The organism is Tsuneonella dongtanensis, from assembly GCF_001698205.1.
Classification (GTDB): Bacteria; Pseudomonadota; Alphaproteobacteria; order Sphingomonadales; family Sphingomonadaceae; genus Tsuneonella; species Tsuneonella dongtanensis.
In genome coordinates, this window is record NZ_CP016591.1 from 2,569,924 (window position 1) to 2,584,682 (window position 14,759).

The 14,759-nt window shown below is 66.9% G+C and carries 19 protein-coding genes and 1 tRNA gene; 7 read left to right on the forward strand and 13 right to left on the reverse strand.

Annotation, left to right across the window (positions count from 1 at the left end):
• Positions 1-29: 29 nt before the first annotated feature.
• From dapF to A6F68_RS12555, 5 genes are all read left to right on the forward strand, one after another.
• Positions 30-842: a diaminopimelate epimerase gene (gene dapF / locus A6F68_RS12535; RefSeq protein ID WP_067680714.1), complete on the forward strand. Its 813-nt coding sequence runs from the start codon at positions 30-32 to the stop codon at positions 840-842.
• Positions 839-2,011 carry a MiaB/RimO family radical SAM methylthiotransferase gene (locus tag A6F68_RS12540; protein WP_067680717.1) on the forward strand — a complete coding sequence of 391 codons (1,173 nt, stop codon included), beginning with the start codon at positions 839-841 and terminating at the stop codon, positions 2,009-2,011. The genes dapF and A6F68_RS12540 overlap by 4 nt, the downstream gene beginning before the upstream one ends.
• Complete coding sequence (ftsY, locus tag A6F68_RS12545; RefSeq protein ID WP_067680720.1) at positions 2,008-2,931, forward strand: signal recognition particle-docking protein FtsY; 924 nt, start codon at positions 2,008-2,010, stop codon at positions 2,929-2,931. Before A6F68_RS12540 ends, ftsY begins: the two co-directional genes overlap by 4 nt.
• The gene (locus A6F68_RS12550; RefSeq protein WP_067680723.1) at positions 2,931-3,569 is read left to right on the forward strand and encodes an inner membrane-spanning protein YciB; all 639 of its coding nucleotides are present in this window, start codon (positions 2,931-2,933) and stop codon (positions 3,567-3,569) included. Before ftsY ends, A6F68_RS12550 begins: the two co-directional genes overlap by 1 nt.
• 77 nt (positions 3,570-3,646) lie before the next feature.
• Positions 3,647-4,222 carry a urate hydroxylase PuuD gene (locus A6F68_RS12555; RefSeq protein ID WP_067680726.1) on the forward strand — a complete coding sequence of 192 codons (576 nt, stop codon included), beginning with the start codon at positions 3,647-3,649 and terminating at the stop codon, positions 4,220-4,222.
• A 48-nt stretch (positions 4,223-4,270) separates the two neighbouring features.
• Here A6F68_RS12555 and A6F68_RS12560 read toward each other — a convergent pair whose 3' ends face one another.
• The 11 genes from A6F68_RS12560 to A6F68_RS12605 all read right to left on the reverse strand — a co-directional run bounded on the left by A6F68_RS12560 (position 4,271) and on the right by A6F68_RS12605 (position 12,535).
• Positions 4,271-4,471, reverse strand: coding sequence for a hypothetical protein (locus A6F68_RS12560; protein ID WP_067680729.1), 201 nt, complete (start codon positions 4,469-4,471; stop codon positions 4,271-4,273).
• Between the two features lie 9 nt (positions 4,472-4,480).
• Positions 4,481-6,388 carry a potassium transporter Kup gene (locus A6F68_RS12565; protein ID WP_067682633.1) on the reverse strand — a complete coding sequence of 636 codons (1,908 nt, stop codon included), beginning with the start codon at positions 6,386-6,388 and terminating at the stop codon, positions 4,481-4,483.
• 69 nt (positions 6,389-6,457) lie between these two features.
• Entirely contained in the window at positions 6,458-7,087 is a 630-nt protein-coding gene (locus A6F68_RS12570) for a tetratricopeptide repeat protein (RefSeq protein ID WP_067682636.1), read from the reverse strand.
• Positions 7,084-7,488 (reverse strand): cytochrome c-type biogenesis protein, encoded by a 405-nt coding sequence (locus tag A6F68_RS12575; RefSeq protein ID WP_067680732.1) that lies wholly within the window; start codon positions 7,486-7,488, stop codon positions 7,084-7,086. The genes A6F68_RS12570 and A6F68_RS12575 overlap by 4 nt, the downstream gene beginning before the upstream one ends.
• Positions 7,485-8,015 (reverse strand): DsbE family thiol:disulfide interchange protein, encoded by a 531-nt coding sequence (locus tag A6F68_RS12580; protein ID WP_067680735.1) that lies wholly within the window; start codon positions 8,013-8,015, stop codon positions 7,485-7,487. The genes A6F68_RS12575 and A6F68_RS12580 overlap by 4 nt, the downstream gene beginning before the upstream one ends.
• A complete protein-coding gene (locus tag A6F68_RS12585; RefSeq protein ID WP_067680737.1) occupies positions 8,012-9,955 on the reverse strand; it encodes a heme lyase CcmF/NrfE family subunit in 1,944 nt (647 codons plus the stop codon). The genes A6F68_RS12580 and A6F68_RS12585 overlap by 4 nt, the downstream gene beginning before the upstream one ends.
• 13 nt (positions 9,956-9,968) lie before the next feature.
• Positions 9,969-10,481 carry a cytochrome c maturation protein CcmE gene (gene ccmE / locus A6F68_RS12590; protein WP_067680740.1) on the reverse strand — a complete coding sequence of 171 codons (513 nt, stop codon included), beginning with the start codon at positions 10,479-10,481 and terminating at the stop codon, positions 9,969-9,971.
• Positions 10,424-10,561 carry a hypothetical protein gene (locus A6F68_RS15240; protein WP_198152605.1) on the reverse strand — a complete coding sequence of 46 codons (138 nt, stop codon included), beginning with the start codon at positions 10,559-10,561 and terminating at the stop codon, positions 10,424-10,426. Before A6F68_RS15240 ends, ccmE begins: the two co-directional genes overlap by 58 nt.
• Positions 10,561-11,283, reverse strand: coding sequence for a heme ABC transporter permease CcmC (gene ccmC, locus A6F68_RS12595; protein ID WP_067680742.1), 723 nt, complete (start codon positions 11,281-11,283; stop codon positions 10,561-10,563). The genes A6F68_RS15240 and ccmC overlap by 1 nt, the downstream gene beginning before the upstream one ends.
• Before the next feature lie 64 nt (positions 11,284-11,347).
• Positions 11,348-12,412, reverse strand: a complete 1,065-nt coding sequence (locus A6F68_RS12600) for a Glu/Leu/Phe/Val family dehydrogenase (RefSeq protein WP_074428318.1) — start codon at positions 12,410-12,412, stop codon at positions 11,348-11,350.
• A gap of 46 nt (positions 12,413-12,458) precedes the next feature.
• Positions 12,459-12,535 (reverse strand) — tRNA-His (locus A6F68_RS12605).
• 180 nt (positions 12,536-12,715) lie between these two features.
• Here A6F68_RS12605 and A6F68_RS12610 point away from each other — a divergent pair.
• Both A6F68_RS12610 and A6F68_RS12615 read left to right on the forward strand, forming a co-directional pair.
• Positions 12,716-13,348, forward strand: a complete 633-nt coding sequence (locus tag A6F68_RS12610) for a prolyl hydroxylase family protein (RefSeq protein WP_067680745.1) — start codon at positions 12,716-12,718, stop codon at positions 13,346-13,348.
• Positions 13,345-13,887 carry an MOSC domain-containing protein gene (locus A6F68_RS12615; protein ID WP_067680751.1) on the forward strand — a complete coding sequence of 181 codons (543 nt, stop codon included), beginning with the start codon at positions 13,345-13,347 and terminating at the stop codon, positions 13,885-13,887. The genes A6F68_RS12610 and A6F68_RS12615 overlap by 4 nt, the downstream gene beginning before the upstream one ends.
• Positions 13,888-13,944: 57 nt before the next feature.
• Here the strand turns inward: A6F68_RS12615 and rpmE are convergent, their stop codons facing one another.
• Positions 13,945-14,169: a 50S ribosomal protein L31 gene (gene rpmE / locus A6F68_RS12620; RefSeq protein WP_067680754.1), complete on the reverse strand. Its 225-nt coding sequence runs from the start codon at positions 14,167-14,169 to the stop codon at positions 13,945-13,947.
• A 97-nt stretch (positions 14,170-14,266) separates the two neighbouring features.
• Entirely contained in the window at positions 14,267-14,746 is a 480-nt protein-coding gene (fabZ, locus tag A6F68_RS12625) for a 3-hydroxyacyl-ACP dehydratase FabZ (RefSeq protein WP_067680759.1), read from the reverse strand.
• Positions 14,747-14,759: the final 13 nt, after the last annotated feature.

Sequence of the window (14,759 nt, forward strand, 5' to 3'; positions counted from 1 at the left end):
GCCCGCCCCCGCATAGAGCCCAGCCCGCGATGCGGGTTCCCTTCATCAAGATGCACGGCCTCGGCAACGACTTCGTTGTCCTGGATGCGCGCAGCGAGGCCTTGCCGCCGATCGGGCCGGCGACGGTTGCGGCGCTCGCCGACCGGCGGACGGGCATCGGCTGCGACCAGCTCATCCTGCTCGAGCCCGCCGACACGGCGGATTTCCGCATGCGCATCTTCAATTCCGACGGCAGCGAAGTGGAAGCCTGCGGCAATGCCAGCCGCGCCGTCGCTCTGCTGCATGGCAGAGCCGCGCAGGTCGAAACGGCCGGGGGACTGATCGCCGTCGAGCCGACCGGGTGCGGCGCGCGGATCGACATGGGCGTCCCGCGCTTCGAGTGGGATGCATTGCCCCTGGCCTACGCGATGGACACCCTGTCGATGCCGGTCGGATGGGACGGGCTGGAGGCGCCCGCTGCCGTCAATGTCGGCAATCCCCACGTCGTCTTCTTCGTGCCCGACGCGGAAGGGGTACCGCTCGATCGGCTGGGGCCCGAGATCGAGCGCGATCCGCTGTTCCCGGAGCGGGTCAACGTCAACGTGGCGCAAGTGACCGGCCCCGCCTCGCTCCATCTCAGGGTGTGGGAACGCGGTGCCGGCCTGACGCGGGCTTGTGGCACCGGAGCCTGCGCAACCACCGTGGCCGCGATCCGCCGCGGCCTTATCGAGGGCCGCGCGGCGACGGTGCACCTTCCCGGCGGCCCGCTGGAAATCGAATGGAGCGCGGACAATCGCGTGCTGATGACCGGGCCCGCTGCCGAATCCTTTCGCGGCACCTTCGACTGGGGCGACTTCGCGTGAGCGCGGAAGTGGTATCGCTCGGATGCCGGATGAACCTGGCCGAAAGCGAGCGCATTCGCACCATGCTCTCGAGCGAGCCGGACACCGTCGTGGTCAACTCGTGCGCGGTCACCGCGGAGGCGGTGCGCCAGACGCGGCAGGCCATCCGCCGCGCCCGCCGCGCGAGGCCGGACGCGCGCCTGCTGGTGACCGGATGCGCGGCCGAGATCGAGCGCGATGCGCTTGCGGCCATGCCCGAGGTCGATGGCCTCATCGCCAACGCCGCGAAGCTCGATCCGCGCGCCTGGAACGTGCCTTCGCCCGGGCAAGGCGTCATGTCGCGCCACTCGCGCGGCTTCGTCGCGGTCCAAAACGGCTGCGACCACGCCTGCACCTTCTGCGTGATCCCGCAGGGCCGCGGCGCCAGCCGGTCTCTTCCCGTTGCCGCCGTGCTGCGCGCGGTCGAGACGGACCTTGCCCGCGGCGCAGGCGAAGTCGTGTTGACGGGCATCGACCTGACGAGCTGGGGCGCCGACCTTCCCGGCACGCCGCGCCTCGGGTCGTTGGTGGAGGCGATCCTTTCCGCGTTCCCGGGCCTTGCGCGCCTGCGACTGTCGTCGGTCGACGGGATCGAGATCGACCCGCTGCTCGAAGACCTGATCGCTGGCGAGCCGCGCCTGATGCCGCACCTGCATCTGTCGCTCCAGCATGGCCACGATCTGATCCTGAAACGCATGAAGCGCCGCCATTCGCGCGCCGATGCCGTCGCGCTGGCAACCCGCCTCAGGGACCGGCGCCCCGACATCGCTGTGGGCGCAGACCTCATCGCCGGTTTCCCCACGGAGACGGACGAGCATCATGCGGCCAACCTGTCGATCGTTCGCGAACTCGGCATCGTGCACGGCCACGTCTTTCCCTACTCGGTCCGGCCCGGCACTCCGGCAGCACGCATGCCGCAGGTGCCAAAGGCCATCATCCGGGAACGCGCGGCCGAATTGCGGGCGGCTGTCGCGAGCGAACGCGCGGCATGGCTGGAAGCCCAGCTCGGCCGCCCCCTCGAGGTGCTCGCCGAACGCGACGGCACCGGCCACGCCCCGAACTTCGCCCGCGTCCGTCTGCCCGCAGCAACTCCCGCGGGCACCGTCCTCACCATTATTCCCACCCGTATCGAGGAAGGCCTGCTCGTATGAGCGAACTGACCTGGGCGGAGCGCCTGTTCGGCGGATTCCGCAAGACGTCCGAAAAGCTCAGCGAGAACCTTACCGGCGTCGTCGGGACGGCGAAGCTCGACGATGCCACGCTCGACGATGTCGAGGATGCGCTGATCGTATCTGACCTCGGCCCCGCGGCCGCCCGCCGCATCCGCGACAAGCTCGCTGAAAAGCGCTTCGGGCTCGGCGTCACCGAGCGCGAGCTCAAGGAGGCCGTGGCCGAAGAGATCGCGGCGATCCTGCGTCCCGTCGCCAGGCCGCTCGAGATCACGGCATTCCCGCGCCCGCAGGTCATCCTCGTCATCGGCGTCAACGGCAGCGGCAAGACCACGACGATCGCCAAGCTGGCGCACTGGCTGCAGGAAGACGACTACGGCGTGATGCTCGCCGCCGGCGACACCTTTCGCGCAGCTGCGATCGGCCAGCTGGCCACATGGGCCGGACGGGTCGGCGTGCCTATCGTCAAGGGCCCCGAGGGCGGCGACCCGGCCTCGATCGTGTTCGACGCGGTCAAGGAAGCGACCGCCGCCGGGATCGACGCGCTGATCGTCGACACCGCCGGTCGCCTCCAGAACAAGCGCGAATTGATGGAGGAACTGGCCAAGATCCGCCGCGTGCTCGGCCGCCTCAACCCCGAAGCGCCGCACGACGTGATCCTCGTGCTCGACGCCACCAACGGCCAGAACGCGCTTTCCCAGATCGAAATCTTCAAGGAGGTTGCCGGAGTGACCGGTCTCGTGATGACCAAGCTCGACGGCACGGCGCGCGGCGGCGTCCTGGTCGCCGCGGCCGAGCAGTTCGGCCTGCCGATCCACGCGATCGGCGTCGGCGAGAAGATCGACGACCTGCGTCCGTTCGATCCGGACCTCGTCGCGCGCGTGATCGCGGGAGTGGCGTGATGAGCGAAGCCAAGAAGCGCTCGTCCGGCTGGCTCAACGTCGCGATCGACTACGGGCCGATCCTCGTCTTCTTCCTCGTCTATCGCTGGTCGAAGCCGGAAGACGCCACCCCGTCGAGCGAGATCTTCGCGGTGGTCCAGAGTACGGGCGCCTTCATCGTCGCGTCGATCATTGCGCTCGCGTTCTCGAAGTGGAAACTCGGCAAGGTTTCGCCGATGCTCATGCTGTCCACCGCGCTCGTCGTGGGGTTTGGCGCGCTGACGATCTGGCTGCGGGACGAACGCTTCATCCAACTGAAGCCCACGATCATCTACGTGATGTTCGCGGTGCTGCTGATCGGCGGCTGGCTGCGCGGCAAGGCACTACTCCAGATCCTGCTCGAGGCGGCATTCGAAGGGCTGGACCGCGAGGGATGGCTCAAGCTGAGCCGCAACTGGGGCCTGTTCTTCCTTTTCCTCGCCGCGCTCAACGAAGTGCTCCGGCAACAGCTCAGCTTCGGCGACTGGCTGTGGGCCAAGCTGTGGGTGTTCATGCCCCTCAGCTTCCTGTTCACCTTCACCCAGATTCCCATGCTGCTGCGGCACGGCCTCGCGGCGGAGGGACTGAAGGAAGAAGAGACCACTCCTCCACCGCCGTGAAACGCCCGGATATTGCCAAGGCGCCCGCTTAGGACTTAACCTTTGTTGTGGTCGCGCAACGTCTGGGGGGAACGTCAATGGCCAAGCTCTTCGGGAATCTGCATCTGGTGCTGGGGATCGGCCTCGCGCTGGCAATCGTCGTCATGATCGCGTTTGCACCGGGCGGTGCGCCGATCGATCTCAACTCGATCTCGCGCTGGCTGCACCTGTTCTTCGGGGTGCTGTGGATCGGCCTGCTCTATTATCTGAATTTCGTCCAGGTACCGACGATGCCGGCCATTCCGGCAGAGCAGAAGGGCGCCATCACCGGACATATCGCACCCAAGGTGCTGTTCTTCTTCCGCTGGGCGGCGGCGCTGACCGTATTGACCGGGCTCATCATCGCCCATGCCAGCGGCTATCTGGTCGAAGCGCTCACCTTCGCAGGCGAAGGCAATGTCGACCTGATCGGAGTCGGCATGTGGCTGGCGCTGATCATGGCGTTCAACGTATGGTTCATCATCTGGCCGGCCCAGAAGCGGGTGCTCGGCATCGTCAGCGCGACCGACGAGCAGAAGGCTGCCGCCGCGCCCCGCGCGCTGATAGCGAGCCGGACGAACGTACTGCTCTCGCTGCCGATGATGTGGGCGATGGTCAGCGCCAACCTGGGCTGACGCGTTCGTGGTGCGACAGGCGCGGCGCTCCCCGGGGAGCGCCGTGTCCTATTCCACGTACTGGTTGAGCTTGCCCATCAGCGCGCCGATCCGCTCGGCGGCTTCGGTAAAGGTCTGCACGTCGTCGCGGCGGTTGTTGCCGCGCGCTTCCTTGGCAGCCTCGATATACCCTTCCTGGTCGGCTTCGAGCGCATCGACCAGCATCTCGATCTCATCCGTGGTCAGTGAAAGCTTGATCGTCTCGGACACGTAAACTCCTCAGATTTCGACTTGGCTGCCCAGCTCTACCACACGGTTGGTCGGCAGCCGGAAAAACTCCATCGCCGTCGCCGAGTTGCGCAGCATCCAGGCAAACAGCTTTTCGCGCCATAGCGCCATTCCGGGCTTCTTGCTGGCAATGAGCGTCTGGCGGCTCAGGAAGAAGCTCGTCTGCATCATATCGAACATCCCGCCGCATTCGCCGGTTTCCGCAAGCGCAGCCGGCACGTCGGTTTCCTGCATGAAGCCATAGTGCAGGATGACGCGGAAGATCCCGTCGCCCACCGAGTGGATCTCGAACCGCTCCGCCGCATCGACATAGGGCACCCCGGCGATCTGCACCGTCAGGATCACCACCCGCTCGTGCAGCACCTTGTTGTGCTTGATGTTGTGGAGCAGCGCGCTCGGGACTCCGCCGGTGGCAGAGGCCATGAAGATCGCGGTGCCCGGCACCCGGGTCGCGGAATTGCGGGCGCTCTTGGCGAAGATCGCGATCGGCAGGGCGACTTCGCTCATCCGGTCGCGCATGAGCTTGCGGCCCCGAGCCCAGGTGGTCAGCAGCGTGAAGGCGATCGCGCCGACGAGCAGCGGGAACCAGCCACCGCTCGGCACCTTGGGCAGGTTGGCCGCGAAGAAGGAGCCGTCGACGAGGAAGAACAGGCCGACAAGCGGCAGCGCCATCCACAGCTTCCAGCGCCACACCGCGAGGAACAGGACCGCCATGAGACAGGTGTCGATGAACATCGCCCCGGTCACGGCGATGCCGTAGGCGCTGGCGAGGTTCGACGAATTGCGGAACGTCAGCACCAGCAGGACGACGGCGATCATCAGCACCCAGTTCACGAACGGGATGTAGATCTGGCCGTGCTGGGTCTCGCTGGTGTGAAGGATCGAGAGGCGCGGTACGAAGCCCAGCTGGATGGCCTGCTGGGTCACCGAGAACGCCCCGGTGATCACCGCCTGGCTGGCGATGAAGGTCGCGCACGTCGCCAGCAGCACGAGCGGCAGGCGGAAGCTCTCGCTCGCCATCACGAAGAACGGGTTCTTGATCGCCTCGGCGGCGGCCGCAGCCTCAAGGTTCATGATCATCGCCGCTTGGCCGAAATAGTTGAGCAGCAGGCATGGCATGACGAAACCGAACCAGCCGATGCGCAGCGGCCCACGGCCGAAATGTCCCATGTCCGAATAGAGCGCTTCCGCCCCGGTGACCGCCAGCACGACCGAGCCCAGCGCAAGGAATGCCAGCCACCTGTCGGTGATGAAGAACTGGATCGCGTACCAGGGGTTGAGCGCCGCCAGCACCCCGGGGTTCTCGACGATGTGCATCAGCCCCAGCGCAGCAAGCGTCGTGAAATAGGTCAGCATGATCGGCGCGAAGAGCTTGCCAATCGTTCCGGTGCCGCGTTTCTGCAGCAGGAACAGCGCAATCAGTAGCGTGAGCGCGATGGGAATGACGAAGGGAGCGAGGCTCGCCTCCACAGTCGTCAGCCCCTCGACCGCGGACAGCACCGAGACTGCGGGCGTGATCATGCTGTCGCCGTAGAAGAGCGCAGTCGCGAACACGCCCAGCATGACGGCGATCCAGCCGCGGTTCGTACCGCCGATCTTCTGCGAGATCAGGGCCACGAGGGCGAGCGTGCCCCCCTGCCCCCGGTTGTCCGCATTCATCAGGATCGTCACGTACTGCAGCGAGACGATGATGGTCATCGACCAGAAGATCAGGCTGACCACCCCCATGAGATGGAGCGTGTCGAGCGCCAGCGGGTGATGCCCCGCGAAGGTTTCGCGAAAGGCATAGATCGGGCTCGTACCGATATCGCCGAACACGATGCCGACCGCACCCACCGCGAGTTTGATCTTGGCGCTGGCGGTCTTGTCACCGTCCGCACCATGTGCCGCCTGGCTCATCGAGGCTGGGTCCATGTCATGAAGGCGGCGGCGCTTAGCACCGCCGAAAGGCCCCCGCAATCGCGGACGTCATGGGGTGCCGGTCTGGGCGATAAGCTCGTCGAGCCGCTCGAGCCGTTCCTGCAAGCCCTCGCGCCAGGCGGCATCCGCCGGCGCCTTCTCGAGCATCTCCGCCCACAACTGGCGGGCCTGCATCAGGCGTCCGCTGCGAATGAGCGCCACGCCCAGGAAAAAACCGGGACCCGGCTGTCCCGGATCGGCCCGCTCAGCCGTCTCGTACGCATAGACCGCGGCCGGCGTCAGTTGCCCGTCGGCATGTTCCATCAGCGCATTCGCGAGGGCGAGTCGCGCTTCGGGATCGTCGGGGGACTTGGCAAGCGACGCTCGGAGGATGCCGGCCGCATCCGAAAACTGGCCGCGCCGCGCGAAACCATCGGCCACTGTGACGTAGTTGCTCGGCGGCGCCGGCCCGTAGATGGCCCGGCGCGCTTCCACCAGTTCCGTCCCTTCCCTGGCCGCGCCGGCTGCCGACGACTTGGGCGCGCCGGACTGTCCCGGCGAGCCCTGGAGCGCATAGCCGGCCAGGCCGAACATCAGCGCCGCACCCAGCAGCGACCACCCGGTCCGCGGCAGGCGCAAGACGATGACCGCAAGGCCGAAGGCCGCGACGGCGAGCAGGAGGATGGGAATGAAGTTCATGCCTTCCTCCGGAACCGGCGCCATAGCAGCAGGCCGGCGATCACCAGCAGAACGAGCGGCCCGGCGTAGAGCGGCCACGTCAACCGGCTGACAACGGGCGCATAGCTGACGTAATCACCGTAGCGTTCCATCATCCATTCGCGGATCGCTTCGGGGTCCTCCCCCGCGGCGATACGGATGCGGACCTGGTGGCGCATGTCGCCCGCCATGGGCGCGTCGCTGTCGGCGATCGACTGGCTCTGGCACTTGAGGCAGCGCAGCTCTTCCATCAGGCCGCGCGCCCGCGCCTCGAGACCCGGGTCCTCGAGCTGCTTGTAGGCATAGGGCGCGGGCGGCATCGAATCCTGCGCCGCGAGCGGCAGCGAGAGGAGCGCGAGCAGCAGGGCGATCAGAGCCTTCACGCCCCCGCCTCGCGCAGTTTGCCGAGCAGGAGCGGTACGTGTTCCGCACGGATGTCGCCGATGTGCTGGTACCGGATCACGCCCTGGCCATCGACCACGAAAGTCTCGGGAACGCCCGAACTGCCGATCGACAGCTGCAGCTCGCTCATATCGTCGGCGCCGATGCGTTCGAACGGGTTGCCGTATCGGGCGAGGAACGCCGCGACGTCCTCCGGCCGGTCGCGGATCGCCACGCCCACGATAGGCGCGCCCTGGGCCTGCAGGGTCGCCAGCTGCGGCGCCTCGGCCGCGCAAGGTACGCACCAGCTCGCCCAGACGTTCAGCAGCTTGGGGCGACCGTCCTTGAGGTCGGCGAGCGAGAGTCCGGGACGGTCGGGACTGGCAGCGCGCATCTCGAATGCCGGCATCGGCTTGCCGATCATCGCGGATTCCACGAACTCCGCCTTGGGCTGTGTCAGCTGGTAGCCCGCGACCCCGACGAACGCCGCGAACAGCGCCAGCGGCAGGAAGAAGCGCCAGCCCTTCATTGCGCCAGATCCATGCGGCGTTCGCCCGCCTTGCGCTGAACGTAGCGCCGCCGAAGGTCCTCGCGCACGCGCCCGACGAGGGCCAGCAATCCGCCAAGCGCGACCATGAGCCCGCCGTACCAGATCAGCGTCACGAAGGGCTTCCACCACAGCCGCACCTGCCAGCGCTCGCCATCGGCCGCCTTGCCCAGCACGGCATAGAGCTGGCCGTTCCAGCGCGTGACCAGCGCGCTTTCGGTGGTTTCCTGCGGCGGCGACCAGAAGCTGCGCGCCTGGGGGTGCAATTCGGTGAGGGAGCCGCCTCCGTAGCTCGCCAGCATCACGCCTTCGAGCGCGGTCCAGTTCGGTCCCGCAACCGGGTCGACCGCAGCCAGCGTGACCTGCCACGGCCCGACCGAGGCGCTTTCGCCCACCTTGACCGCGGCGAGCTTCTCTTCGGAAAAGGCGCTTTCGCTCGCCATGCCCAGAAGCGCGACGGCCACGCCGAGGTGCGCGATCACCATGCCCCATGTTGCCAGAGGCAGACGCCTGACGTTCCGGCCGCGCAGCGGCAAAAGGCTCGCGATGGCGAGACCGATGCCGAGCGCCAGGCCGATCGTCGGCAGGACGCCCGCACCAAGGAGGATCGCCAACAGCAGCCCGGCAAGGACGCCGACGAAGCCCACCGCCGCCAGCTTGTTGATCCGAGCCAGCCGATCGCCGCGCCAGCGCAGCAGCGGTCCGACCATCATGACGAGGAGCATGGGAACCACGAACACCGCGCCCACCGGGTCGAAATACGGCGGACCGACCGAAACCCGCACGCCCATGGCTTCGGTGAGGAGCGGGTAGAGGGTGCCGAGCAGGACGACGCCGAGGATCGCCGAAAGCAGCACATTGTTGACCACCAGGGCGCCTTCGCGGCTGACGGCCGAGAACTTCTCGCCTTCGGCCACCGAGCCCGCGCGCAAGCCGAAGACGGCCAGCGCACCGCCGATGTAGATTGCCAGCAGGGCCAGGATGAAACTGCCCCGTTCCGGGTCCACCGCGAATGCGTGCACGCTCGTGAGGATGCCCGAGCGTACGAGGAACGTGCCGATCATGCTCATCGAGAAGGCAACCACGCCCAGCATGATCGTCCACGCTCTCAGCGCGTCGCGTGCAGCGAGGACCGACGCGGAGTGGAGCAGCGCGGTCGCCGCGAGCCACGGCATCAGCGAGGCGTTCTCGACCGGGTCCCAGAACCACCAGCCGCCCCAGCCCAGTTCGTAATAGGCCCAGTAGCTGCCGGCGGTGATTCCGACGGTGAGGAATATCCACGCTCCCAGCACCCAGGGGCGCATCGCACGGGCGAATTCCGGGGTGACCTGGCGCGTGAGCAGTGCCCCGACCGCGAAGCTGAAAGCCACCGACAGCCCGACATAGCCGAGGTAGAGCGTGGGCGGATGGAAGGCGAGGCCGATGTCCTGCAGCAGCGGGTTGAGGCCGTTCCCCTCTACCGCCGGTACCGGGAGCCGCTCGAACGGATTGGAGCTGAACAGAAGGAAGGCGTAGAACCCGAGCGCGACGAAGCCCTGCGCGGCCAGCGTCGCCTGCATGGTGCGTTCGGGCAAGCGGCGCTCCACGAAGGCGATCAGGGCACCCGCGGCGCTCATCACCGTCACCCAGAGCAGCATCGACCCTTCGTGATTGCCCCACGACCCGGCCAGCTTGAAGATGAGCGGCTTGTCCGAGTGCGAGTTCATCGCAACGAGCTTCACCGACAGGTCGGTGCGCACGAAGAGCCAGACCAGCATCAGGAACGAGAATACGCACAGGATGCCCTGCACTACGGCCGCCGGTCGCACCAAAGCGGCGAGGTCGCCTTCACCTTGCCGGACCGCGAGGAATCCGGCGACGAGCTGCAATGCGGCGAGCGCCGCGGCCAACCAGAGGGCCGCCAGACCGAGTTCGGCGATCATTGTCCGATAGCGATCATTGGGTGGTTTCGGCCACCACGGCCTTCTTGTGCGCGTCGTTCATTTCCTGGAGCTCGCGCGGCACGTAGTTTTCGTCATGCTTGGCGAGGAGGGTATCGGCCACGAAGGTCCCGTCCGCCTGCAAGCGCCCTTCCGCGACGACGCCGGACTCCTCCACGAAAAGGTCGGGCACGATTCCCGAATAACGCACCGGCACGAGAGCCTTGCCGTCCCCGACGACGAAGTCGATCGTTACCCCGTCTTCCCTCGTCCTGATCGAATTCGCCTGGACCATTCCCCCCAGCCGCACGGCCTGCCCCGGCGCGGGCGGATCGCTCGCGATCTGGCTGGGAACGTAGAAATAGCTCGCCTGGTTGCGCAGCGCCCAGGCAGCGATCACTCCCGCCGCGACCAACGCGACGAGCGCGATGATCACGAGTACGAGCCGCTGGTGCTTCGCCTTGACTGCGCTCACTGCCGTCCCTTTTCCCGATTGCGTTCGGACTTGCGCATCGCAAGCCAGCTCCATCCGACCAGCACGAGCGTCGCGCCGATGCCGAGCGCATAGGCCGCGATCACGAATGGCCAGGGGTCCAGCGCCTCGCGCATCAGGCGGCCTCGCGCGCGCGGCGCCGCATACGGGCTTCCGCCTGCGCTTCCGCAAGCAGTGCGCGCATCCGCATCAGGACCACCGCACCGAAGATCAGTGAAAAGCCGAGCGTTGCGATCAGCAAGGGCCAGAGGAACGCCGGTGCCATGGCCGATCCGCCGGTCGTGATGCTCGGCGGCTGGTGGATCGAGGACCACCACAGCACGGAGTAATGGATGATCGGCACGTTGATCACCCCGACGAGGCCGAAGATCGCCGGGATACGCGACGATCCACCCTCGCGTGCGGTCGCACCGGCGAGCGCCATGTAGCCGAAATAGAGGAACAGGAGGACGAGCATGCTGGTCAGGCGGCCGTCCCATTCCCACCACGTGCCCCACGCGGGCCGCCCCCAAAGCGATCCGGTAGCGAGGCACAGCGCGGTGAATACCGCCCCCGGCAGGGCCGCGGCGCGCCCGGCAATGGCGGCCAGCGGGTGACGCCAGACGATCTCCGCCAGGCTTGCGCCGGCGATCGCGGTCCAGCCGGCCATGCCCAGCCAGGCCGAAGGTACGTGGATGAAGAGTATGCGGACCGTTTCGCCCTGCAGCCGCTCGGCGGGGGCAAACAACAGGCCCCACGCCAGCGCGCCTCCCGCGAGCGCCAATCCCAGAGCGAGAAGCCAGGGGGTCAGCGGGCGAGCGATGCGGAGAAAGCGCGTGGGATTGGCGAAACCGTGCATCGGATAACCGTCGGCATCGCTTTGGCAGTCCCTGCCGCGCGCGGCAAGGGTCCGCAGGACGGATTTACCGGCCGATCAGCTTTTGCGCCATGCGGTCGGCAACCTGGTCGGCAGACACGCCCGTGCGATCGCTCTCTTCCCAGATCGTCCGCAGCCGGTCAGGGATCTGCGCGAGCCGCTTGCGGACCTCGTTGATGTCGCAAGGTTCGCCCTTGGTCCGGCACAGATACTCGAGCGTCACGGAGATGATGCCGCCCGCGTTGATCACGTAATCGGGAGCATAGAGGATGCCGCGCTCGGCCAGCAGCTTGCCATGTTCGGCCCGGGCGAGCTGGTTGTTCGCACCCCCGGCGACGATCGGGCAATCGAGCGCCGCGATGCCTGCCTCGTCCAGGATCGCACCGAGCGCGTTCGGGCTGAACACGTCGCACGAAACCGACATGATCTGTTCGGGGCTCACCGCTTCCCCGTCGACTTCGCGGGCGAGCGCCGCGGCGCGCGATTCGTCGACGTCGGCGACTACGAGCCGGGCACCGTCCTTGTGGAGCAAGCGGGCGACGCCGCCGCCGACGCTTCCGGTGCCCTGCACCGCGACCCGAACGCCCTTGAGGCTGTCCTTGCCGAGCTTGTACGCGACCGCGGCCTTGATGCCGTGGTAGATCCCCATGGCCGTGAAGGGACCGGGATCGCCGCCAGCCTGTCCTTCGCCCACCGGCAGGCCCGACACGAATTGGGTCCGCTTCGACACGGCGACCATGTCGGCCTCGCTGATGCCGACGTCCTCGGCGGTGACGTAGCGTCCACCGAGCGCATCGACCGCATCCGCAAACGCGGCGAGCAACTCCGGAGTCTTGGTGCGCGCCTTGTCGGCCAGGATCACGGCCTTGCCGCCGCCCATCGGCAGGCCGGCCATGGCGTTCTTGTAGCTCATGCCGCGCGACAGGCGCAGTGCGTCGCGCAGGCCGTCTGCCGGGTCCGCATAATGCCAGAAGCGGGTGCCGCCGGCGCCGGGGCCGAGGTGCGTCGAATGCAGCGCGATGATCGCGGTCAGGCCCGACTTGCGGTCGCGCACGAACTGCACGAGCTCGTGGTCGTCAAAATCGGCATGGGTCCAGAAAGCCGTCATCATTCGCCCCGCAGTCCGCTGGAATCGCTCGGCAATGTCAGGGGGAAAATGGGGCGATCGACGGGATCCGAACCCGCGACCTCCGGTACCACAAACCGGCGCTCTAACCAACTGAGCTACGATCGCCACATGCCCCCGGCATGCCGTGAAGCGGGGGCCATGAGAGCCGCTCGGGCCGCCGTCAAGGCGGTTCCCGCACGGGCGAGCGCCTGTTGCACAAGGCCTGCGGATTTGGAAGCGAAAACTGCGCGAGGCTCTTGACGGCGTAATATTGTTTCGCGGGCTCGGTTCGCCTATCCACGAACCATGGTCGCCCCCGGCGAATCCTCACGCGAAATCCTCCTCGAGCGGAGCGGGATGCAGCGCGCCCCGTTCCCAAAGCTCGAACTGTTCCAGCTACGCGGTTTCCTGTCGCCAGGCCTGTCTACACGCCTGATCGAGCTGATCGATGCGGGGCGCAGGCCATCCACGATCGCCGATCCCAACGGCGACGTGTATTTCCGGACCAGCGAAACGTGCGACCTCGACGCCGCGGAACCGGCCGTGATGGAGCTTGAAACCCTGCTGTTCGACCTCAACCGGATCGACCCGGCCTATGGAGAGCCGGTTCAGGGCCAGCGCTATGCCATCGGCCAAGAGTTCAAGGCCCATACCGATTACTTCGAACCGGGGGGCGCGGACTTCGAAAGATATTGCTCGGTCGCGGGACAACGCACGTGGACGTTCATGATCTACCTCAACGATGTCGAGGCAGGCGGCGGAACCCGGTTCGGCGTGCCGAAGAAGATCATCCAGCCCGAGATCGGCAAGCTGCTCGCCTGGAACAACCGACGTCCCGACGGCAGCCCCAACCCCAGCACGCTCCATCACGGGATGAAGGTGAGGAAGGGCGTGAAGTACGTAATCACGAAGTGGTATCGCGAGAAGCCGTGGGGATGAGCACGGGGCGGGTCGTGGGGCTGGCACGAAGCGACGGGCACCGCTTTTCCAAGCAGCCCTGCGAAGCGCTCGAACTTGTCGCCGGGCTTGGCGTCGCGGGCGATGCCCATGCGGGATCGACGGTCCAGCATCTTTCACGGGTGCGCAAGGACCCCAACCAGCCCAACCTGCGCCAAGTGCACCTGATCCACGCCGAACTGTTCGATGAGCTGGCGGAAACGGGGTTCGCGCTGTCTTGCGGCGATCTCGGCGAGAACGTGCTGACGCGTGGCTTGAACCTGCTTGATTTGCCGACCGGAACGCTGCTCCACATTGGCAGCGCGGTGATCCGGGTGACGGGTCTGCGCAATCCGTGCGCCCAGATCGAGGCCTTCAGGCCGGGTCTTCTCTCGCACATGGTCCGCAAGCGCAGCGACGGGTCGCTGGAGCGCCGCTGCGGGATCATGGGAATAGTGGAAGTTGAAGGCGCACTCCGTGTCGGGGATCTGATCGGGGTCGAGTTGCCCGAAGGAGTGCGACGCCCGCTCGAGCCGGTCTGACAAACGAAAAGGGCGGCCCCGCGGGACCGCCCTCTTGGATGCGAAGATGCAGCCGGCTTACTTCTTGAGCGTGAGCCCGCCGAAGCGCTGGTTGAACTTGGCCACGCGGCCGCCTTCCTGAAGCTGCTGCTTGCCGCCGGTCCAGGCCGGGTGGCTCGTCGGGTCGATGTCGAGCGCGAGCGTGTCGCCCTCGGCGCCCCAGGTCGAGCGGGTCTGGAACTCGGTACCGTCGGTCATCTTGACGGTGATCATGTGGTAGTCGGGGTGACCTTCGGTCTTCATCGCGTGTCTCCGTAGCCTCGGAACGGTTCCGACCGGTCCAGCTGTGGTGGGAAAGCGGGGCCGTTAGCGGCGCCTCGCCCGAAATGCAAGGATTCGCTCAATCCTTCGGCGGATCGGCAATCATCGCGGTGAACTCAACTTCGCAGGTCGTGTTGCCGTCCACGCTCGCGCGGCCCTTGAACTTGCAGACGCGGCTCGACTTGCGGGTGAATTCCACCTCGAGGTCGAGCAGGCAGCCGGGCTCCACGGGCGCGCGGAACTTGGCGTTCTCGATCGCCATGAAGATGACGAGCTTGCCGGTGCCGGCGAGTTCGAAGGTTTCGATGCCGAGCACGCCCGCGGCCTGCGCCAGCGCCTCGATCTGGAGCACGCCGGGCATGATCGGCCGGCCCGGGAAGTGCCCCTGGAAGAACTGCTCGTTCATCGAGACAGCCTTCACCGCGTGAATCCGTGTCCCGAGTTCGATCGATCTGACGCGATCGACGAGGAGCAGCGGATAACGGTGCGGCAGGGCCTTGAGCACCTTGAGGATATCGTACGCCCCCGTTTCCGGAGTGGCTGCGGATTCCTCGCTCATCGGCCCTGCCCCC

Bases quoted from the DNA above. Each gene is read 5' to 3' on its own strand.
- dapF (WP_067680714.1), top strand. From the start codon at position 30: ATGCGGGTTCCCTTCATCAAGATGCACGGCCTCGGCAACGACTTCGTT.
- ftsY (WP_067680720.1), top strand. From the start codon at position 2,008: ATGAGCGAACTGACCTGGGCGGAGCGCCTGTTCGGCGGATTCCGCAAG.
- A6F68_RS12550 (WP_067680723.1), top strand. From the start codon at position 2,931: ATGAGCGAAGCCAAGAAGCGCTCGTCCGGCTGGCTCAACGTCGCGATC.
- A6F68_RS12555 (WP_067680726.1), top strand. From the start codon at position 3,647: ATGGCCAAGCTCTTCGGGAATCTGCATCTGGTGCTGGGGATCGGCCTC.
- A6F68_RS12565 (WP_067682633.1), bottom strand. From the start codon at position 6,388: ATGAGCCAGGCGGCACATGGTGCGGACGGTGACAAGACCGCCAGCGCC.
- A6F68_RS12570 (WP_067682636.1), bottom strand. From the start codon at position 7,087: ATGAACTTCATTCCCATCCTCCTGCTCGCCGTCGCGGCCTTCGGCCTT.
- A6F68_RS12580 (WP_067680735.1), bottom strand. From the start codon at position 8,015: ATGAAGGGCTGGCGCTTCTTCCTGCCGCTGGCGCTGTTCGCGGCGTTC.
- A6F68_RS12585 (WP_067680737.1), bottom strand. From the start codon at position 9,955: ATGATCGCCGAACTCGGTCTGGCGGCCCTCTGGTTGGCCGCGGCGCTC.
- ccmE (WP_067680740.1), bottom strand. From the start codon at position 10,481: ATGGAGCTGGCTTGCGATGCGCAAGTCCGAACGCAATCGGGAAAAGGG.
- A6F68_RS15240 (WP_198152605.1), bottom strand. From the start codon at position 10,561: ATGCGCGAGGCGCTGGACCCCTGGCCATTCGTGATCGCGGCCTATGCG.
- ccmC (WP_067680742.1), bottom strand. From the start codon at position 11,283: ATGCACGGTTTCGCCAATCCCACGCGCTTTCTCCGCATCGCTCGCCCG.
- A6F68_RS12600 (WP_074428318.1), bottom strand. From the start codon at position 12,412: ATGATGACGGCTTTCTGGACCCATGCCGATTTTGACGACCACGAGCTC.
- A6F68_RS12610 (WP_067680745.1), top strand. From the start codon at position 12,716: ATGGTCGCCCCCGGCGAATCCTCACGCGAAATCCTCCTCGAGCGGAGC.
- A6F68_RS12615 (WP_067680751.1), top strand. From the start codon at position 13,345: ATGAGCACGGGGCGGGTCGTGGGGCTGGCACGAAGCGACGGGCACCGC.
- rpmE (WP_067680754.1), bottom strand. From the start codon at position 14,169: ATGAAGACCGAAGGTCACCCCGACTACCACATGATCACCGTCAAGATG.
- fabZ (WP_067680759.1), bottom strand. From the start codon at position 14,746: ATGAGCGAGGAATCCGCAGCCACTCCGGAAACGGGGGCGTACGATATC.